This is a genomic window from Amycolatopsis sp. MJM2582 (genome assembly GCF_000754115.1).
In the GTDB taxonomy this organism is placed as follows: Bacteria; Actinomycetota; Actinomycetes; order Mycobacteriales; family Pseudonocardiaceae; genus Amycolatopsis; species Amycolatopsis japonica.
This window is the reverse complement of sequence record NZ_JPLW01000002.1, coordinates 269305-289224: the sequence shown is the minus strand read 5'-3', so window position 1 is coordinate 289224 and position 19920 is coordinate 269305. Positions and strand designations below refer to the sequence as shown.

The window sequence follows — 19920 nt, the reverse complement described above, 5'->3', positions numbered from 1 at the left end:
CCTGGAGTTCCCCATGACACTCGATCAGTACTATCTGCTCGGCCGCTCCGGACTGCGCGTCAGCCGGATCGCGCTCGGCACGATGAACTTCGGCACCGGCGGTTTCCATGCCGCATACGGAAAAACCGAGGACGAGGTCCGCCCGATCTTCCGCAAGTATCTCGACGCGGGCGGGAACTTCGTCGACACCGCGGATTTCTACACGGCGGGCGAAAGCGAGACCATCCTCGGCCGCCTCATCGCCGAGGCGAAGGTGCGCGACCGGGTCGTGCTCACCACCAAGTACACCAACAGTGTCGACCCCGGCGACCCGAACGCCGGGGGCAACGGGCGCAAACATCTGATCCGGGCGCTCGAAGCGTCGTTGCGACGGCTGGGCACCGACCACGTCGACCTGTTCCTGCTGCACACCTGGGACCGCGTCACTCCGGTCGAAGAGGTGATGCGCACTTTCGACGACCTGGTGCGCGCCGGAAAGATCCGCTACGCCGGGCTTTCCGACGTGCCCGCTTGGTATGCCGCCCGAGCGCAGAGCGTCGCCGAGGCGAACGCGCTGACCCCGGTCGTCAACCTCCAGCTGCCCTACTCACTCGTGGAACGGACCATCGAGACGGAACACGTGCCGATGGGGCGGCATCTCGGGCTCGGCGTCACCGCGTGGAGTCCGCTGGCGGGCGGATTCCTCACCGGCAAGTACCGGCCGACCGGCGAGACACCTTCCGGCGAAGGCAGGCTGAGCGATCCGGGAAACGCCGGGAAGTCGTGGACGGACCGGGACTGGGCGTTGCTGAAGCCGCTGGAGAAGGTCGCGGACGAACTCGGTGTCACGATGGCGCAGGTCGCGATCAACTGGGTCGCGACCCAGCCGGGCGTCGCGGCCGCGATCGTCGGGGCGAGCAGTGCGGAGCAACTGGGCAAGAGCATGGCGGCGCTGAACTTCGAACTGCCGCCGGATCTGCGGGCGCTCCTCGACGAGGCGAGTGCCGTTCCGCCGGAGTCGGTGTACCGGATGTTCACGGCCGAGTACCAGAATTGGGTGGTGTCGCCCGGGGTGAAGGTCGGGGACAAGCCGGTGGGGTACGCGCCTGAGGTGCGGAACTGGTGAGGTGTTGCCGGTTTGCGGCTACGGGCTTGGCGTCATGCGATGAGTCCGTAGCCGTTTTTCCGGCGACGGGCTGGAGGGGCCGTGTCACGGACCGCCCTTGGAGAACCATCGCCAGGTTCCGTCGCCGTTTACCGGCAACCGTCCAAAGCGGTGACGTCGCGAAGCCTTGGTCACGCGAGTCCGTCGCCGTCTACCGGCGACAGACTGGGAGGGCGAGCCTCACAGACAACCCCACACCATCACCACAGTGAGAACGACTACCGTTTCACGGCAGCGCGTCGCGGGCCGCCAAACAGGATTGCCACCTCCCTGAACCTGTCGCCGTTCCCCGGCAACACACCGGCCGGCCGTGTCACGGACCGCTCAGCGACAACGCCGCCGGCCAGAACCCATCGCCGTTTTCCGGCAACCGTCCAAAACATCCAGCCACAAGCCAGCCCCAAGTGAGCCCGTCGCCATTTCCCGGCGACCGGCCAGACCAGTCAACTCACGAAACCAACCCACACGAACCCGTTCCCGGCGACCAGCCCCCCAAGCCCGCTCAAGAACCCCCAGAGTTCTTCCGCTGATTCGCCTGAAACCGCGCCTTCTTCTGCCGATTCCCGCACGTGTTCATGTCGCACCACCGACGCGTACGGCTCTGACTGGTGTCGAAGAACGCGGCCAGACAAGTCGGCGACGCGCACAAGGCCATCTTCCCGTCCCGTTCGCCCGAGATGATGCTGATCGCGTCGGCGGCGATCACACTCAGGGCGTCCTCCACCTCGGCAACCCGCCATCGCCGTTCCCCGTCGGGCGTCAGGACGGCCGCGGCCCGCCCCTGGACACTGCGGTCGTTGATGACCTGGACGGCGGCGGCGGGCAGGGCTTCCCGAGTCGCGGTCGCGGTCGCGGCGGCGTGAATCGCTTCCCTCAGCTCCCGGGCGAGGTCGAGCTGGGCCGCGGAGCAGGACTCCACGGCCAGGCCGCTCACGGCCAGCCAGTCCATTAACCGCTGCGGAGTGGGAATGCGCTCCACGGCCTCACCACGACGCTCCGTCAGAGTCGCCGTGAAGCTGGTCGCCAGCACGCTGCCGAGGCGGAAGTCGGGAAAGCCGGAACGCATGGAACCACCTTAGCCGGTTGCGACCAACCAGGGCGAACTGTTAGAACCGTCTTAGCTGGTTCCAACGAGGAGGTCTCATGACCAGCGAAGTGCAAGCCTTCGAAGCCCACGCGACCGACGCCGACCTCGACGATCTGCGTGCGCGACTGGCCGCGGCGCGGCTACCGGAAGCCGAGACGGTCCCCCGCTGGGGGCAGGGCGTTCCGCTCGCCGACCTGATCGAGGTCGTGGACTACTGGCGCACCGAGTACGACTGGCGGTGGTTCGAAAAGCGCCTCGACCGGATCGGCCAGTTCCGCACGACCATCGACGGCCTGGGGATCCACTTCCTGCACCGCCGGTCCACCCGCGCGGACGCCACTCCCCTGGTCCTGACGCACGGCTGGCCGGGCAGCATCGCCGAGTTCGTCGATGTGGTGGACGAACTGGCGGACCCGGCGGATCCCGGCACACCGGCGTTCCACGTCGTGGTCCCGTCACTGCCGGGCTTCGGCTACAGCGACAAACCGGCCACCACCGGCTGGGGAACCGAGAAGATCGCGGCCGCCTGGGTCGAACTGATGGGCAGGCTCGGCTACGACAGGTTCGCGGCCCACGGCGGCGACTGGGGCGGCAACATCACCACGGTCCTCGGCGGCAGGTTCCCGGACCACGTTCTCGGCATCCACACGACGTTCGCGGAGGGACCGCCCGGGCTGACGACGGAGGGGCTGACCCCGGCCGAGCGCAAGTGGACCGAAGAAACCCACCACTTCTGGCATCACCGCGCCGCCTACGCCAAACAGCAGGCGACCCGCCCGCAGACCATCGGCTACTCGCTCGTCGACTCACCGGTGGGCCTGCTCGCCTGGATCCTCGACAAGTTCGCCGAATGGTCGGACACCGAGGACAGCCCGTTCGAGACGATCTCCCGGGACCGCGTCCTCGACGACGTCACCCTGTACTGGCTGACCCGGACCGGCGCGTCATCGGCCCGCATCTACTACGAAAGCCACAACTCGCTCGATCCCGGACTCCGCGTCGACGTCCCGGCGGCGATCACCGTCTACCCCCGCGACATCGAGAAGTACCCGCGCCCCTGGGCGCAGGAACGGTACCGGCGGATCGTCCGCTGGAGGTCGCCGGAAGCCGGCGGGCATTTCCCGTCGCTGGAGGTTCCCGGGTACTTCGTCAAGGATCTGCAGGAGGGCCTCGCGGCCGTGCGGCAAGCGGTATAGGTCGTTATACAAAACGGGACCGCTAGCCCGGGCCGAGGAACTCCCCCGCCACCGCCGCGAACTCCTCCGGCCTGCTGCCGTGCACCCGATGCCCCGCGTCCTCGATGATCGCCAGGCGGCAGTCCGGGATCAGCCCGCACATCCGTTCCAGCGGCTCACGGCCGACATGGCTGGACGGCCCGCCGCTGATCAGCAGAGTCGGCGCCGTGATCGCGCCGAGCCGCTCCCACCACACGGGGTCGGGCGTGCGGAGTTCGGCCATGATCGGATCGATCAGCCGCCAGTCGAACGGCAACGGCTCGGACGGCTCCTGCGCGGGAGCCAACGGCTCCAGAGCCTCGAGCGGAGGCGGCGGGCTGTCCTCGACGACCAGCCGCCGCACGCGCCCGGGCAGCCTCTGGGCGAGCAGCACGGCGACCCGGCCGCCCATCGAATGGCCGACCAGGTCAGCTTCGTCCCCGAGGAGCTCGGCGACGCCGTCGGCCATCGCGTCGAGCGAGTAGTTCTCGACGTGGGCGCTGTCGCCGTGCCCCGGCAGGTCGACGGCCAGGACACGACGAGCCAGGCGACCGGCGAAATCGTCCCAAGTGCCCGCTTTGCTCCCCAAGGCGTGCAGCAGGACGACGGGCACCCCACCGGACGGGCCGGTCTCCCGGAAGGCGAGCATCAGGCCCGCAGATGGGCCCGGTCCGGCGCGACAGCGTGCCGCAGCGGCTCCCCGAGCACGAATCGCCGCAGCTCACCGGCCACGAGTTCGCCCATCCGGGCACGCTCGGCGCCCAGCGCGCCGGCCAGATGCGGGGTGAGCACCACGTTCGGCAACGTGTACAGCGGCGAGTCCGGCTCCGGCGGTTCGGGCCAGGTGACGTCGAGGATCGCGGTGAGATCGGGACGTTCGGCCAGCACCGGGACGACCGACGGCTCGTCGACGACGGCGCCGCGGGCGGTGTTGATCAAGGTCGCGCCGATGCCCATCCTGGCCACCAGCTCACCATTGACCAGCCCTTCGGTCTCCGGGAGCAGCGGCGCGTGCAGGCTCACCACGGGACACGTGGCGAACAGTTCCTCCAGGCCCACCAGCCGCACGCCGAGGCCTTCGGCGGTCGCCGGGTCGACGACGGGGTCGCTCGCGAGCACTTCCACGTCGAAACCGCGCAAATGCGACGCGACGAGAGCACCGATCTCGCCGAGGCCGAGCAGGCCGACGCGGGACCGGTAGGCGCCCGCGACCCGCGGATCCGGCGGATAGGCGCGCCGCTCCCGGATCTCGCGGGAGATGCGGTGCACCTGCTTGAGTCCTAAGAGGACCTGGGCCAGGGTGAACTCGGCGACCGGGACGGCGTTCGCGGCCGCGGCGGACACGATCGGCAGCTCGCGCGCCCAGAACTCGGGCGTGGTCAGCGGCCGGACCGAGCCGGCCGCGACGAGCACGGCCCGCAGGTCCCGCGCGTGTCCCAAAAGGACGGAGTCCAGGACCGGGGCACCCCAGCCGGACAGCAGGATTTCGACGCCTTCCAGTGCCGACGGGTCCTCCGCCAGCCGCTCTCGGGTGAGCGGCTCACGCAGGTCCACCAGCGTTTCGATCTCCTTCAACACGGCCTCGGGGTATACGTCGCCGCGGCGGCGTTCCTCCATCACGAGAAGTGCCGTCGGCCGGTGTTGCTGCTCGGTCATCCCTACCTCCGGCGGCGACCATACATCGGATGCCTGAGCCGGTCCACGCACGGCGAGTCCCGCGCAGAGGCAAACACGGGCGATTGAAATTCGTAATGATCGGACCATTGACCGGAGACCGGGAAAGCGCTTACCGTCCCCTCCGAGGTAGACAGCGTGGTCCACAGTGAACAGGAGAAGCGATGCGGAAATCGCGGTGGATCGGCGTGGGACTCACTGTCTCAGCGCTGGTCCTTTCGGGCTGCTCGGCAGGCCCCGCCGGAACGAACGTCGCGCAGGACACCAAGGCGCCGTTGGAACTGTGGACCCGGACGACCCCCGGCGGCCCCGGTGAACAGGCCACCAAGCGGCTCGCGGAGGCCTTCGAGAAGGCCACGGGATTCAAGGTGCAGGTCACCGCGATCTTCGACGACTTCGAGACGAAGCTCGCCCAGCGCGCCGCCCAGCGCGACCTGCCGGACATCGTGATGAACGACGTCACCCAGGTCGGCACGCTGAAGAGCCAGGGTCTCGTGCGTGAGATCGAACAGGGCAAGATCAAGCACGCGTCGGAGCTCACCGAGCAGGCGCTGAAGTCCAACCAGACCCCGGACGGCAAGCTGTACGGCCTCCCCTACAGCGCGCAGGCTTCGGCGCTGCTGATCCGCAAGGACTGGCGCGAGAAGCTCGGCAAGGGCGTCCCGCAGAGCTGGGCCGAACTGGCGGACCTCGCCAAGGCCTTCACCACCGGCGACCCCGACGGCAACGGGAAGAACGACACCGCGGGACTGAACGCGACGCTGTCGACCAAGCGGGGCTACGCCTCCTGGTACTTCTCGAACTTCCTGTGGGCCGCGGGCGGCGACTTCATCACCGAAACCGGTGGCGGCAAGTACAAGCCGGCGATGAGCACGCCCGAATCCGTGGCCGCGGTGCAGTGGTTCCGCGACCTCGGCTGCAAGGAGAACGTGATCCAGCCCGGTTCGGTCACCATGCCGACCCCGGCGACCAACGAGACCTTCGAAGCGGGCAAGGCCGGGATGTACGTCGTCGGTCCGTACCTGCTGCCGCGCTTCGACAAGTCGCTCGGCAAGGACAAGTACGAGGTCGTCCCGATGCCGAAGGGCGCCAAGAACGCCGACGTCCTCGCCGAGGGCCTGTCGATCTTCATGATGGCCGGTTCGCCGAACCAGGCCGGCCAGGACGCGTTCGGTGACTTCGCCATCTCGGCCGACGGCCAGAAGATCGGCATGGAAGGCGAGTCGGCCTTCATCGTGCAGCTCCCGGTGAACAAGAACGTCGACATCACCCAGGTCCGCTCCGACCCGCGGTGGAAGACCTACGCCGAGATCTACGCGAAGTCCGGCCACTACGCGCCGTCCATCCCGAACTGGACGCCGGTCCGCCAGGACACCGCCGACACGGTCAGCGCGCTCGTCGCCGACTGCAAGCTCGACCTCAAGGCGGAACTGTCCAAACTCGACACCAAGCTCACCGCGACCTTGCAGCAACAGGGGATCAGCGCCTCATGACCGTAGATCACGCCAAGCCGGCGGCCGTCGGCGCGGACCGTCCCGCCGTGAAGCGGACGCCCGCGCCGAAGGCCCGCAGGCGCAGCGACCGCGACGGGAAGTGGTGGACGCCGTGGCTGTTCCTGGCCCCCGCCCTCATCCTGTTCGTGTACTTCAAGTTCATCCCGATGATCACCGCGGTGACGATGTCCTTCCAGGACGTCCAGCCGTACCTGGGCAACCAGTGGGTCGGCGGGCAGAACTACAGCACCGTCCTCGGTGACGAGGCGTTCCATTCCGCGATCTGGCACACCGTCGTGATCGCGGTCGGGCAGACCGCGGGGTCGATGATCATCGGCCTCGCGCTCGCCCTGCTGATGGAGGGCCAGAGCAAGCGGCTGAAGTTCCTGCGGTCGGCGGCCTTCCTCCCGGTGGTCGTGCCGATCGCGGTGGTCGCCGAGCTCTGGCGGATCATGTACCACCCGACCGAGGACGGGATGCTGAACTCCATCCTCGGCCTGGTCGGCCTCGGCCCGTCGGGATTCATCAACGATCCCGACTCGTCGATGATCTCGGTGATCATCACCGGGATCTGGCGCGGCGCCCCGTACGACATGATGATCTTTCTCGCCGGTTTGGCCGGTATCGACCGCGGCCTCTACGAAGCGGCCACTGTGGACGGTGCCTCGCGCTGGCGCAAGATCGTCCACGTGACGCTGCCGGGCCTGCGGTCGGTGTTCTCGATCCTGTTCGTCCTCGCGGCGATCCGCGGCCTGCGCGTGTTCACCGAGGTGTTCCTGCTGACCAACGGCGGGCCGAACGGCTCGACCGAGGTGGCGATGACCCTGATCTACAAACTCGGCCTGGAACAGAACCGGCTGGGCGTCGGTGCGGCGGGCGCGGTCCTGCTGTTCCTCGCGACGCTCGTGCTCACCCTGTTCGTCCAGGTGCTCCGACGGAGGCGAGACGCATGACCGCGGCCAACGATTCGGCGCTCGGCCTCGACGCCGTCAAATCACCGGGCGGACGGATCCTGAAGTTCGTCCTGTACGCCCTGCTGCTCCTGGTGTTCGCCGGGCCGCTGCTGGCGCTGCTGGTCAGCGCGTTCAACGACGTCTCCGACCCGACGGCGCTGAGTGTCATCCCGTCGAGCCCCACCCTGGAGAACTTCGGCATCGCGTTCGACCAGGGCGTCGGGATGTACCTGCTCAACTCGTTCCTGGTGGTCGGCTTCGGTCTCCTGCTGCAGGTCGTCATCTCGGTGCTGGCCGGCTACGCGCTGGCGCGCAAGAAGTTCCGGTTCATGACCTTCGTGCTGGTCGCGATCCTGGCGACGCTGATGCTGCCGGAGGAGATCCTCGCGATCCCGCTCTCGCTGATCCTCTCGGATCTGCCCGTGGTGCACCTCAATCTGATCGGCAGCCTCGCCGGGATGATCGTGCCCCTGGGCGCGTGGGCGTTCTCGATCCTGGTGATGACCGAGTTCATGAAGGACGTCCCCCGCGAACTCGAAGAAGCCGCGAGGATCGACGGCGCCGGAGATCTGCGGATCTTCGCGCAGATCATCCTTCCGATGTGCAAGCCCGCGCTCGGCGTGATCGGCGTCTTCGGCTTCACCATGATCTGGGACCAGTACCTGCTGCCGTTGCTGGTGTCGACCGACGCTTCGACCTACACCCTGCCGCTGGCCCTGCGGACACTGCGGATCGACCCGACCGTCACCCCCGGCGTGATCATGGCGGCGTCGCTGCTGGCGCTGCTCCCTTCGGTCGCCGCGTTCCTGTTCTTCCAGCGTTCGTTCGTCCGCGGCCTCGCCTCGGGCGCGCTCAAGGGCTGACCCACCATCTGCAAGGAGCGATCCTGAAGTGAGTTCCACCGCCTGGTTCACCCACGACCGGTTCGGGATGTTCGTCCACTGGGGACTGTATTCGCTGGCCGCCCGGCACGAATGGGTGCAGAACCACGAGAAGCTGACCGACGAGCAGTACCGGGTCTACTTCGACCACTTCGAGCCGGACAAGTACGACCCGCGGTCCTGGGCGCGGGCCGCGAAGGCCGCGGGCATGACCTACGTCGTGCTGACCACCAAGCACCACGACGGTTTCTGCCTGTGGGACAGCGACCTCACCGACTTCAAGGTGACGAACACGCCGTACGGCAAGGATCTGCTCGGCCCGTTCGTCGACGCGTGCCGTGAGGAAGGCCTGAAGGTCGGCTTCTACCACTCGCTGATCGACTGGCACCACCCGGCTTTCCCCGTCGACGGCACCCATCCCCGCCGTGACGACGCGGAGTACATCGCGGCGCACCAGTACGCCGACATCGCCGAGTACCAGCTCTATCTCCACGGTCAGGTGCGCGAACTGCTCACCCGCTTCGGCACGATCGACTACCTGTTCTTCGACTTCTCCTACAAGGGCCGCAAGGAATGGTGGGGCGGCAAGGGACCGGACGACTGGGACTCCCCCGGCCTGCTCGCGCTGGTCCGCGAACTGCAGCCCGGCATCCTGGTCAACGACCGCACCGGGATCCCCGGCGACTTCATCACCCCGGAGCAGTACCAGCCGTCCGGCCCGATGACCCGCGACGGTGTCCCCGTGGTGTGGGAGGCGTGCCAGACGCTGAACGGCAGCTGGGGTTACGACCGCGACAACCTCGACTACAAGAGCCCCGAACTGCTCATCCGGATGCTGGTCGACGGCGTGTCCAAGGACGGCAACCTGCTGCTCAACGTCGGCCCGAACGGCCGGGGCGAGATCGACCCCCGTGCACACGAGGTGCTCGCCGAGATCGGCCGCTGGATGGACCGGCACGAACGCTCCATCCGCGGCTGCGGTCCCTCGGAGTTCACCGCGCCCGCCGACGGCCGCTACACCCAGCGCGGCGACCGGCTGTACCTGCACCTGTTCAGCTGGCCGATGAACCACGTTCACCTGCCCGGGCTCGCCGGGCGGGTCCGTTACGCCCAATTGCTCGACGACGCCTCGGAAATCCGGCAGGTGCACACGGATCCCGGGCAGACCGCGCAGAACACCCAGATGGGCGGGCAGCCGGAAGGCACGCTCACCCTGAAGCTCCCCATCCGGAAACCGGACACCCCGGTCCCGGTGATCGAACTGTTCCTGAACACGGAAAGCCCCGCCGCCGAAACCCTCCCCACCGATTGAGCACGGAGGCATCATGGATCGCAGAAGGTTCCTCAGCGGCGCCACCCTCGGCGCCGCGCTGATCACCGTCCCCTGGGTCACCGCGGGCACGGCGTCGGCCAAGCCGAAGGGGCTGTGCGCCCTGAACGTCAGTTCGCTGACCGAACTGCAGAAGGCGATCAACCAGGCGGGCCCCGGTGCCGTCATCACCGTGAACAACGGCACCTACACCGTGCCCACCGGCTCGCCGATCAGCATCAAGGGCAGGCGCGGCACGAAGGACCAGCCGATCACCATCGTCGCCCAGACCGGCGGCGGGGTGACGCTGAACGGCGAGCAGAGCTTCGTCTTCGACGACTCCACCGGCGTCACGATCAGCGGGTTCAACTTCCGGCAGAGCACCACGCTGGAGGTCCCGGCGAACTGTTCGCGGATCCGCCTGACCCGCAACGACTTCCAGCTGGCCGACATCACGGGCCTGGACTGGGTGATGATCCGCGCCGACTACAGCAAGGTCGACCGCAACCACTTCCACCACAAGACGACGCTCGGCGTCATGCTCTGCATCGAGGGCGCGGACGACGACAAGATGGCGACCGGCGTCCACGTCCTGCGGAACTACTTCTCCGACCACACCTTCGCCGGCGACAACGGCGGCGAGCCGATCCGGCTCGGCCTCAGCCCGCGCGCGCTGAGCACCGCCGGCGCCACGGTGGAGTACAACCTGTTCGAACGCGCGAACGGCGACCCGGAGGCCATCTCGGTCAAGTCGTCGGGCAACTTCATCCGCAACAACACCATCCGGAACAGCCTGGGCGGCATCGTGCTGCGCCACGGGAACAAGACCGTCGTCGAATCCAACTTCATCCTCGGCGGCAAGGAAGGCATCCGGATCTACGGCAACGACCACAAGATCGTCAACAACTACATCGCCGGACTGTCCAGCAACGCGCTGGTCGTCGGCAGTGGCTCCGTCCGTGACCACTTCCCGGGCGAGTCCAAGGAATCGCGGCGCGGCAACGACGCGGCGGACCGCGTGCTCATCGCCCACAACACGCTGCTGAACAACAGCAGCACGCTTTCCGGCGAGACCAAGCGGACGATCGAACCGCGCGACTGCACGATCTCCGACAACCTCTTCGTCGGCAGCAACGGCGATCTGGTCGCGATGAGCACCACGGGCAACTTCACCTGGTCCGGCAACATCCTGTGGGGTTCGGGCGGGGACGGCAACATCCCGGCGGGCACCTTCCGCCGGGTCGACCCGAAGCTCGTGCAGGGCACCGACGGCGTCTCGCGGCTCGCCGCGGGCAGCCCGGCGATCGACGCGGCGACCCTCTCGACCGCGCCGGTCACGCTGGACATCGACGGTCAGGCCCGCGGCAGCCTGCGTGACGTCGGCGCCGACGAGTACTCGACGGCCGCCATCGCCAACCGGCCGCTCACCACCGCGGACGTCGGCCCCGGCGCCCCGTAGCGAGGCGGTCGCCACCAGAGCCGGGCTCACGCCGGCGTCAGCCCACGCCGGCGTGAGCCCCACCGCACCACCGCACGACCGAGGAGGAACCATGGCGCAGCGTGCCGCGGGTTCGGCCACCCTGGCCGACGTCGCCCGCGAGGCCGGAGTGTCGCTCGCGACGGCGTCGAGGGCGCTCAACGGCGGGACCAGACAGGTCAGCGGCACCCTGCGCGAATCGGTGCTGCGGGCCGCGGAACGCCTGCAGTACACGGCGAACGTGCCCGCGCAGGCGATGGCCCGCGGCCGGGGCAACGTCGTCGGACTGCTGGTGCACGACATCGTCGACCCGTACTTCTCCTCGATCGCGTCCGGCGTGATGCGCGTGGCCGCCCGGCACGGGCTGACGGTCACCATCGCGAGCACGGAGAACCATCCGGAGAAGGAACTCGAGTACGTCACGACGCTGCGCGGGCAGCGGGCGCGGGCGGTCATCCTCGCCGGGTCGCGCAACGAAGACAGTGCCCTGCAACGGAATCTGACCAAGGAGCTCAAGGCCTTCGAGGCCGCCGACGGCCAGGTCGTGGTGATCGGGCAGCGGAAACTGCCGTTCGACACCGTCATGCTGGAGAACCGCGCGGGAGCGGCGGATCTGGCCGAACGACTCGCCCTGCTCGGGCACCGCGACTTCCTCGTCCTCGCCGGTCCGTCCGGCCTGCTGACCTCGCGGGACCGGGTGCTCGGTTTCCGTGACGGCCTCGCCCGGCAAGGCGTCCCCTTGCCCGAGAACCACGTGCTGCGCGCGGAATTCACCCGTGACGGCGGCTACGCGGCGATGGTGCGGGCGATCGAGAACGGCTTCCGCGGCTGCGTGTTCGCGGTCAACGACGTGATGGCCGTCGGCGCGATGGCCGCCTGCCGCGACCGCGGGCTGCAGGTGCCCGCGCAGATCGCGATCGCCGGATTCGACGACATTATTACGTTGCGGGACATAAGGCCGTCGCTGTCCACTGTGCGCGTGCCGATCGAGCGCATGGGCGAACAGGCCCTCGACTTCATCCTCGACCACCGCGCGGACGGTCCCCGCGTCAAGCCGATCACCGGCGAGGTCGTGCTGCGGGAAAGCACTCAACCGTTGGAGGGAAAATGATCCGCCCGGGACTGTGTTCGGTGACGCTGCGACGGCTGGACGCCGACGAGGTCGCCCGTCGCGCCGAGAAGGCGGGGCTCCAGGTGATCGAATGGGGTGCCGACGTCCATGTGCGCCCCGGTGACGACTGGGCGGCCGAGCGCGCGTTCGAGGCCATGGCGCGGCACGGGCTGACCTGCGACTCCTACGGTTCCTACTTCCGCGCGACCCCGATGGAGGCCGGGAAATTCGGCGAGATCGCCGCCACCGCGGTCCGGCTCGGTGCCTCGCGGATCCGAGTGTGGGCGGGGAAGGCGGGCTCCGAGGACGTCGACTCCTACGAGCGCGAGCAGATCGTCGCCGGGCTCCGCGAGGCCGCCGACGTCGCGAACGAGCACGGTCTCGAGGTCGCGCTGGAATTCCACGGCGGGACCCTGACCGACACCGCCGAATCGACCGTGCGGTTGCTCGAAGAAGTGGGCCGCGACAATCTCGGCACCTATTGGCAACCGCCGCAGGATCTGCCGGACGAGCAGGCGCTGGCGGGGCTGGAACTGGTGCTCGACCAGGTCCGCGCGGTGCACGTGTTCTCGTGGTGGCCCAGCAACGAGCGGCATCCGCTGACCTTCCGGACGGAGCTCTGGACACGGGCGTTCGGCCTGCTCGCCAAGGCGGGGCGGCCGCTCGACGCGCTGCTGGAATTCGTCCCGGACAACGATCCGGACCTGATCCCCGGCGAGGCCGACTCGCTGCGGAAGCTGATCGAGGCGGGCGCGTGAGGTTCACCGAGGCCGACCGCCTGCTGTTCGCCGGCGACTCCATCACCGATTCCAGCCGCGACCGCACCGACCCGGCGTCGCTCGGCAAGGGCTACGTGCGGCAGATCGCGGACCTCCTCGGCGACGGGCCGGAAGTGCTCAACCGCGGGATCAACGGCAACCGGATCTACGATCTCGAAGCCCGGTGGACCACCGACGTGCTCGCCGCGCGTCCCACGGTGCTGACGGTGAAGATCGGCATCAACGACACCTGGCGGACGTTCGACCGCGGCCTGCCGAGCCCGATCGAAAAGTTCCGCGCCGCCTACTCCCGGCTGCTGGCCGGCGCGCGACAGCACCTCCCGGCCGAGTTGTACGTGATCACACCGTTCCTGCTGCCGGTGGAGCCGGAACAGCAGGAGTGGGTCGCCGATCTCGCTCCCCGTATCGAAACCGCGATCGACGTGGCGACCGAATTCGGCGCGCGGCTGATCCGCGCGGATCTGTTCATGCCCCGGGCGGCCGCCGAACACGGGGCGGCGACGCTGGCCCCGGACGGCGTCCACCCCAGCCCGCTGGGACACCGCCTGCTCGCCGAAGCCTGGCTCGCGGCCGCCGGGGCGCCGGTCCAGGAGGCACAGCTCCCCTAGCGGATACAGTTGCGTCCGTGAACCGGGATGCCGTCATTGCCGGACGTTACCGGCTGGAACGCGAGGTCGGCCGGGGCTCGATGGGCGTGGTGTGGCGGGCGCGGGACGAACGGCTCGACCGCACGGTGGCGCTCAAGCAGATGCGGCCGGACACCTCGCCGGACGGCGCGCCGTTCCGGTCGATCGTGCGCGCGATGCGGGAGGCCAGGGTCGCCGCGCGGCTCAAGCATCCGCACGCCGTCACCGTGTACGACGTCGTGGAACAGGACGGAACGCCGTTCCTGGTCATGGAATACCTGCCGTCGCGGCCGCTGACGGACCTCCTCGCGGACGACGGCCCGCTCCCCGCCGGCCGGGTGGCGGAACTCGGCGCGCGGATCGCCTCGGCGCTGGCCGCCGCGCACGAGGACGGGATCCTGCACCGCGACGTCACGCCCAACAACATCCTGATCACCGGCGACGGGCAGGCGAAGATCGCCGATTTCGGCCTGTCCCACGCCACCGGCGAAGGGACCATGACCGGCGGCGGGCTCGTCGTCGGCACTCCCGCGTACCTCTCCCCCGAGGTCGCCGACGGTGAAGAGCCCGGCTATCCGTCGGATGTGTTTTCACTCGGCTCGACGCTCTACACCGTGTTGGAGGGCGCGCCGCCGTTCGGCACCGATGCCAACCAGATCGCGCTCCTCAAACGGGTCGCCCGCGGCGAGATCGTCGCCCCGCGCACCACCGGCCCGCTCACGGACGTCCTGCTGCGCATGCTCCGGCGCGATCCCGCGGAGCGGCCGGACATGGCCGAGGCCGAACGGATGCTCACCGCCGTCGCCGACGGCCGTCCGGCGATCCTGGCAGGCACCAAACGGCTTCCCGCGCCCACCCGCCGGTCGCGTTTGCCGCTCGCCATCGCGGGCGGTGTCGTGGTGGCGGGTGGTGTCCTGGCGGGGATCCTGCTGTTCGACGACGGCGCACCCGACGCCGTCGCCCCGGTGGCGGCGCCGTCCCCGCCGGCCGCGAAACCGGTGTGCGAAGCGCGTTACGAGATCGCCAATCGCTGGCCCGGCGGTTCGGAGATCCGCGTGTCGGTGCGCAACGCCCAGGACACCCGGCTCACCGGCTGGGAGGTCAGCTGGACCCTGCCGCCCGGCACGCGCATCGCCAATCTGTGGAACGGTTCCCTGGCACAGGACGGCGACCGCGCGCGAGTGTCCGAAGTGGACTGGAACGCGGTGCTGCCCGCCGGTGGGACGACCACGTTCGGCTTCATCGCGACCACCGAGGACGACGGCGGGGACACGCCGGTCGCGGTGTGCCGGAGCTCCTGAGCACGCGTTTAGTCCTCTGAATGCGGTAGTTGCCCGTGCAAGGACCGCATTCAGAGGACTAAATGCATGCTAGCGGGTGGTGGATTCCCGCGCGTTCAGGCGCACGGGAACTTCGATCCGGCGCGGCTCGCCGCCGGACGCCGTTTCCTCGACGAGGTCCATCAACGCCGTGGCCGCGCGGCCGCCCACTTCGCGCGGATGCACGAACATCCCGGTCACCCGTGGCGAAACGAGCCGGAGCGAACCGCTGTCGACCGCGCTGCAGATCCCGAGCTCGCCGGGGACCGCGAGCCGTCGGCGGCGGGCCTCGTGCAGCACCCCGAGGGCGAGGTTCTCCGACGTCGTGAAGACGGCGTCCGGACACATCCGCCGGTCGAGCAACCTGCCCAGCGCCTCCGCCGTGCCTTCCGTGGTCGGCGGCTCGTCGATCTCGACCACCACCGGCTCGCGCTCCCGATCCCGCATCCAGCCGGTGTAGCCCGCCACCAGATCCGCCGCGTAAGACCGGCGGGTGTCGGTGGTGATCATCGCCGGCCGCTCGTAACCGTTGTCCGCCAAGTGATCCAGCATCAGCCCGGCGGCCGCGACCAGGTCGTTGTCGACGACGACAGGCACCGGGCACGGCGCCGCCATCGGCCGTCCGACGGTCACCAAGGGCCGGTCACGGCACCAGCCTGTCGCGAAGAAGGGCTCGTCGCCACGCGGATCCACCAGGATCGCGCCGTCGACGGCGAAGGCGTTCAGCCGGTCGAGGTCGGCGTCCGTCGGGGCCAAAAGCAAGCCGTACGACCGTTTCGACGCGGCTTCGGCCGCCCCGTTCAGCACTTCGAGGAAGTAATCCGAATTGGGCACGAGCGCGCAGGCACTGCTCGCGTCGACCGAGTTCGCGAGCTGGATCGCCAGGGTGCGGCTGCGCCGGGTGACCAGCTGCTGCGCGTGCACACTCGCCTGGTACCCGAGCTCGGCCGCCGCCCGCGCGACGCGCTGCCGGGTCTGCTCGGAGATCCGCCCCTGTCCGCTGAGCACGTGGGACACGGTGGTGATCGAGACCCCCGCGGCGGCGGCGACGTCACGGATGGTCGGCGACACTCAGGCCTCCACGGGCGGTCCCCAGACGCGGTTCGGCCGGTCGGTGTCCAGCCGATAGTCGGTGACGTGGGCGTCGCCCAGCCTACGGCCGAGGTCCTCCGCCGCCGCCAACGGCCGGGCGGGATCGCGCTCCACCTCGCCCCGGCTGTTGCCGACGCCGACCACGATCCCGGCGAGATCCTGGCGCAGGTACCGGGTGAGTTCCTGGAACTGGGCCTCCAGCCCGAGGGTCGCGCCGCGATAGCTCTCCTCGCAGGAGATCAGCACCGCGGCGCGTTTGCCCATCAACCCCGGCACGACTTCGGCGGTATGCGGCGAACTGCCGGAGGTGTAACAGAAAAGCCGGTCGAAGAAGGATTTGAGCCGCCCGGTCATGCCGTACCAGTGCAGCGGCGTCGCGTAGACGATCGCGTCCGCCGGGAGCACGCGATCGAACAGCAGGCGCTCGTAGCCGTCCCCGATGCCGCAGGACCGGTCGCTCAGCCGGCAGTCGCGGCAGTCCCCCAGCGGCGACTCGACGAAATCGGAGAGCCGGGCGAAGTCGACCGTGTGCCCGGCTTCCTCCGCTCCCTTGCGCAAAGCCTGTGCGAGAGCCCAGGAGTTGCCTTCACGACGCGGGCTCGAATCGAGCACCAAGACCTTCACGTGGTTCTCCCCGGAGAGATTGCAAAAACGCTTTTGCAGTCTCTCCGGGGAGGTTTCACCTGTCAAGCGACCGAGGTCAGGCGACCTTGGCGGCGGCCGCGAGGACGACCTCCGCCACGACGTCCGGCCGCGAGACCGAGACGGCGTGCGAAGCGTCGACCCTGGTGACCTCCGAACCGGCACGGTCGGACATGAACTCCTGCGCGGCGGCGGGGATCGCGTGGTCCTGCTCCGCGATCAGGGCCCACGACGGCAGGTTCTTCCACGCCGGCTCGCCGTCGAACGGGGTACCGAGCGCGCGCTCGGTGACCGGACGCTGAGTGACCGCCATGACGTCGGCGGTCTCTGCGGGGACGTCGGCCGCGAACACGTCCGAGAAGTTCTCGGGCTTGATCGACAGCTCGCCCTGGGCGGCCAGGACGTTCGTGGTGTCCGGGCCGAGCTTGCCGCCCTCGAACCGGCCGGACAGCTCGAACACGCTCTCCCCCGCTTCCGGCTGGAAGGCGGCGATGTAGACGAGCGCCTTGACGTTCGGCGCCGTGGTGGCCGCGCGGCTGATCACGACGCCGCCGTAGGAGTGCCCGGCCAGCACCACGGGGCCGTCCACTCCGTTGACGACGTCGGCGACATAGGCCGCGTCGGACTCGATCCCGCGCAGTGGGTTCGCCGCCGCCAGCACCCGATAGCCCTGCTCACGCAGCTTCGGGACGACGCCGTTCCAGCTGGACGAGTCGGCGAAAGCACCGTGGACCAGGACGATGGTGGGCTTCTGGTTGCTCATTGCTGCTCCTTCAGAGCCAGGGAGAATGATCGGTCTTTCTGCCTTAACCATGCTGCCCCCGGATGCCTTCCGCAACGTGACGAAGGCGACCTGGTGGAATGACCGTTCTTTCTCTAGAGTTGAAAGATGCCGACTGTCGACCGGGACGTACACCCGAAGATCCGGCTGCTCGAGACAGCGTCGCGGCTCTTCTACGCCGAGGGCATCCATGCCGTCGGCGTGGAGCGCCTGGTCTCCGAAGCGGCCGTGACCAGGGCGACGTTCTACCGCCACTACCCCACCAAGGACGACCTCGTCGCCGCCTACCTGAGCACCACGAGCGAACGGATCCGCGCGGGTGTCGGCGCGGCGACGCGAGGGAAGCCCGCCCGCGAAGCACTGCTCGCCGCACTGGGCATCGTCGGCGACCGGACGCTCGACGACGACTTCCGCGGTTGCCAGTTCCTCAACGCCGCCGCCGAATACCCCGATCCGGCACACCAGGTGCGGCAGGTCATCGACGACCACCGGAACTGGTTCTTCGGCGTGCTTCGCGACCTGGCGCGCGACGCGGGTCATGCCGACCCCGACCACGCCGCCCGCACCCTCGTCCTCCTCCGCGACGGCGCGCTTCACGGCGGGAATCTCGACGACCCCGAGACCGTGCGGGCCACCCTGGCGCGGGCCGTGGCCGACGTCGTGGACTGAGCTTCATCGCGTCTTCTCGACGGTCGTAACAAGTGCTACCTTCGCGGGAGGGGGCACGGCCGGACCGAGGAGCGGCGACGATGAGGCTTTCTCCCAGCGCGCATGTCGACCCGTTCTGCCGCGACCGGCTGCCTCCCGCCGATCAGTGGCCGGAGTTCGTCTTCGCCCTGCCGGAACTCCGTTATCCCGACAGGCTGAACGCCGCGACCACACTGCTCGACGACACCGTCGCGCGGTTCGGCCCGGGCCGGCCCTGTCTGCTCTCCCCCGCTGAAACGTGGACATACGGCGAAGTCCTGGCCCGCGCCAACCGTGTCGCCCACGTCCTGGTCACCGAATTCGGTGTGGTCCCCGGCGATCGCGTACTGCTGCGGGGCACCAACACGCCGTGGCTCGCGACGGTGTGGCTCGCCGTGCTCAAGGCGGGCGCGGTGGCCGTCACGACCATGCCGATGCTGCGGCGGACCGAACTCGACAAGATCGTCGCCCGCGCGAAGCCCGCCCTCGCCGTCTGCGACGAGCGCCTCTTGGACGAACTCCCGCCCGACCTGCCCGTCGTGGCGTACGGAACGGAACTCGCCGCCCGCGCGGAAGCGCATCCGGCGACGTTCGCCGACGTCCCGACCGCGGCCGACGACGTCGCCCTGCTGGCCTTCACCTCCGGCACGACGGGCTCCCCGAAGGCGACGATGCATTTCCATCGCGATCTGCTCGCGATCGCCGACACGTTCTCGCGGCACGTCGTACGCCCGACGTCCGACGATCTCTTCTGTGGCACACCACCGTTAGCGTTCACCTTCGGCCTCGGCGGCCTGCTGGTCTTTCCCTTGCGCGCAGGGGCGGCGACGTTGCTCGTCGAACGCGCCACTCCGGCGGAACTCGCCGCCATCGTCGCCGAGAAGAGGGTCACGGTCCTCTTCACCGCTCCGACCGCGTACCGCGCGATCCTGAACACTGGCGACGGCCGGCTGCTGACCGGAGTGCGGCGAGCCGTCTCCGCGGGCGAATCCCTTCCCGCTCCCGTGGCCGAGCAGTACCGGGAGATCGTCGGGCGGCCGCTCATCGACGGGCTCGGCAGCACGGAAATGCTGCACGTGTTCATCTCCGCCGCCGACGACGACGCCCGTCCCGGCGCGACCGGCAAGGTCGTACCCGGCTACCAGGCGGCCGTTCTCGACATCGACGGCTCGCCCGTACCCGACGGCACGCCCGGATTCCTGGCGGTGCGCGGCCCCACCGGCTGCCGCTACCTCGAAGACCCGCGCCAGCGGGACTACGTCCGTGGCGGCTGGAACTTCACCGGCGACACCTACGTGCGCGACGCCGACGGCTACTTCCGGTTCGTCGCGCGCAGCGACGACATGATCATCTCGTCGGGCTACAACATCGCCGCCCCGGAGGTCGAAGAGGTCCTGCTGACCCATCCGGACGTGGACGAATGCGCCGTGATCGGCACACCGGATCCGGATCGCGGTTCGGTCGTCACGGCGTTCGTCGTCCCTCGGCCCGGTATCGAGCCGGGGGACGATCTGGTCCGGGCCCTGCAAGACCATGCGAAGGCGACGGCGGCGCCGTACAAGTATCCGCGGCGTGTGCGGTTCATCGAGGAGTTGCCGCGTAATGCGAGCGGGAAGCTTCAGCGGTATCTGTTGCGGGAATTGTGATCCAC

Annotated in this window: 19 protein-coding genes; 13 read left to right on the top strand and 6 right to left on the bottom strand. The window is 69.0% G+C overall.

Annotated elements, in window-relative coordinates; translation table 11 throughout:
• The first annotated feature begins 13 nt into the window (after positions 1-13).
• The gene (locus ED92_RS11625; RefSeq protein ID WP_037336814.1) at positions 14-1105 is read left to right on the top strand and encodes an aldo/keto reductase; all 1092 of its coding nucleotides are present in this window, start codon (positions 14-16) and stop codon (positions 1103-1105) included.
• A gap of 541 nt (positions 1106-1646) precedes the next feature.
• Here ED92_RS11625 and ED92_RS11620 read toward each other — a convergent pair.
• A complete protein-coding gene (locus ED92_RS11620) occupies positions 1647-2210 on the bottom strand; it encodes an ABATE domain-containing protein (protein WP_037336812.1) in 564 nt (187 codons plus the stop codon).
• 77 nt (positions 2211-2287) lie between these two features.
• On the opposite strand from ED92_RS11620, the gene ED92_RS11615 reads away from it, so the two are divergent.
• Positions 2288-3427: an epoxide hydrolase family protein gene (locus ED92_RS11615; protein ID WP_037336810.1), complete on the top strand. Its 1140-nt coding sequence runs from the start codon at positions 2288-2290 to the stop codon at positions 3425-3427.
• 22 nt (positions 3428-3449) lie between these two features.
• Here the strand turns inward: ED92_RS11615 and ED92_RS11610 are convergent, their stop codons facing one another.
• Positions 3450-4094, bottom strand: coding sequence for an alpha/beta fold hydrolase (locus ED92_RS11610; RefSeq protein ID WP_052120478.1), 645 nt, complete (start codon positions 4092-4094; stop codon positions 3450-3452).
• Complete coding sequence (locus tag ED92_RS11605; RefSeq protein ID WP_037336808.1) at positions 4094-5101, bottom strand: hydroxyacid dehydrogenase; 1008 nt, start codon at positions 5099-5101, stop codon at positions 4094-4096. Before ED92_RS11605 ends, ED92_RS11610 begins: the two co-directional genes overlap by 1 nt.
• A gap of 182 nt (positions 5102-5283) precedes the next feature.
• On the opposite strand from ED92_RS11605, the gene ED92_RS11600 reads away from it, so the two are divergent.
• The 9 genes from ED92_RS11600 (at position 5284) to ED92_RS11560 (ending at position 15049) form a co-directional block, all read left to right on the top strand.
• Complete coding sequence (locus ED92_RS11600; RefSeq protein WP_037336806.1) at positions 5284-6612, top strand: sugar ABC transporter substrate-binding protein; 1329 nt, start codon at positions 5284-5286, stop codon at positions 6610-6612.
• On the top strand, positions 6609-7565 hold the full coding sequence (locus tag ED92_RS11595) for a carbohydrate ABC transporter permease (RefSeq protein WP_037336805.1): 957 nt from the start codon (positions 6609-6611) through the stop codon (positions 7563-7565). The genes ED92_RS11600 and ED92_RS11595 overlap by 4 nt, the downstream gene beginning before the upstream one ends.
• On the top strand, positions 7562-8428 hold the full coding sequence (locus ED92_RS11590; RefSeq protein WP_037336802.1) for a carbohydrate ABC transporter permease: 867 nt from the start codon (positions 7562-7564) through the stop codon (positions 8426-8428). Before ED92_RS11595 ends, ED92_RS11590 begins: the two co-directional genes overlap by 4 nt.
• A gap of 28 nt (positions 8429-8456) precedes the next feature.
• Positions 8457-9758, top strand: a complete 1302-nt coding sequence (locus ED92_RS11585; RefSeq protein WP_037336800.1) for an alpha-L-fucosidase — start codon at positions 8457-8459, stop codon at positions 9756-9758.
• 13 nt (positions 9759-9771) lie between these two features.
• On the top strand, positions 9772-11214 hold the full coding sequence (locus ED92_RS11580) for a polysaccharide lyase 6 family protein (protein WP_037336798.1): 1443 nt from the start codon (positions 9772-9774) through the stop codon (positions 11212-11214).
• A gap of 91 nt (positions 11215-11305) precedes the next feature.
• Positions 11306-12343 carry a LacI family DNA-binding transcriptional regulator gene (locus ED92_RS11575; RefSeq protein WP_037336796.1) on the top strand — a complete coding sequence of 346 codons (1038 nt, stop codon included), beginning with the start codon at positions 11306-11308 and terminating at the stop codon, positions 12341-12343.
• Positions 12340-13101: a sugar phosphate isomerase/epimerase gene (locus ED92_RS11570; protein ID WP_199755196.1), complete on the top strand. Its 762-nt coding sequence runs from the start codon at positions 12340-12342 to the stop codon at positions 13099-13101. The genes ED92_RS11575 and ED92_RS11570 overlap by 4 nt, the downstream gene beginning before the upstream one ends.
• Positions 13098-13730 (top strand): GDSL-type esterase/lipase family protein, encoded by a 633-nt coding sequence (locus ED92_RS11565; RefSeq protein WP_037336794.1) that lies wholly within the window; start codon positions 13098-13100, stop codon positions 13728-13730. The genes ED92_RS11570 and ED92_RS11565 overlap by 4 nt, the downstream gene beginning before the upstream one ends.
• A gap of 17 nt (positions 13731-13747) precedes the next feature.
• Entirely contained in the window at positions 13748-15049 is a 1302-nt protein-coding gene (locus ED92_RS11560; RefSeq protein WP_037336792.1) for a serine/threonine-protein kinase, read from the top strand.
• A gap of 69 nt (positions 15050-15118) precedes the next feature.
• On the opposite strand, the gene ED92_RS11555 is transcribed toward ED92_RS11560, so the two are convergent.
• The 3 genes from ED92_RS11555 to ED92_RS11545 all read right to left on the bottom strand — a co-directional run bounded on the left by ED92_RS11555 (position 15119) and on the right by ED92_RS11545 (position 17564).
• A complete protein-coding gene (locus tag ED92_RS11555; protein WP_037336790.1) occupies positions 15119-16138 on the bottom strand; it encodes a LacI family DNA-binding transcriptional regulator in 1020 nt (339 codons plus the stop codon).
• The gene (locus tag ED92_RS11550) at positions 16139-16783 is read right to left on the bottom strand and encodes a flavodoxin family protein (RefSeq protein WP_037336788.1); all 645 of its coding nucleotides are present in this window, start codon (positions 16781-16783) and stop codon (positions 16139-16141) included.
• A gap of 76 nt (positions 16784-16859) precedes the next feature.
• A complete protein-coding gene (locus ED92_RS11545) occupies positions 16860-17564 on the bottom strand; it encodes an alpha/beta fold hydrolase (RefSeq protein ID WP_037336786.1) in 705 nt (234 codons plus the stop codon).
• A 126-nt stretch (positions 17565-17690) separates the two neighbouring features.
• Between ED92_RS11545 and ED92_RS11540 the strand changes: the two genes are divergently transcribed.
• Together ED92_RS11540 and ED92_RS11535 are read left to right on the top strand one after the other, a co-directional pair.
• Entirely contained in the window at positions 17691-18251 is a 561-nt protein-coding gene (locus ED92_RS11540; RefSeq protein ID WP_037336784.1) for a TetR/AcrR family transcriptional regulator, read from the top strand.
• 80 nt (positions 18252-18331) lie between these two features.
• Complete coding sequence (locus tag ED92_RS11535; RefSeq protein ID WP_037336782.1) at positions 18332-19915, top strand: AMP-binding protein; 1584 nt, start codon at positions 18332-18334, stop codon at positions 19913-19915.
• Positions 19916-19920 lie beyond the last annotated feature (5 nt).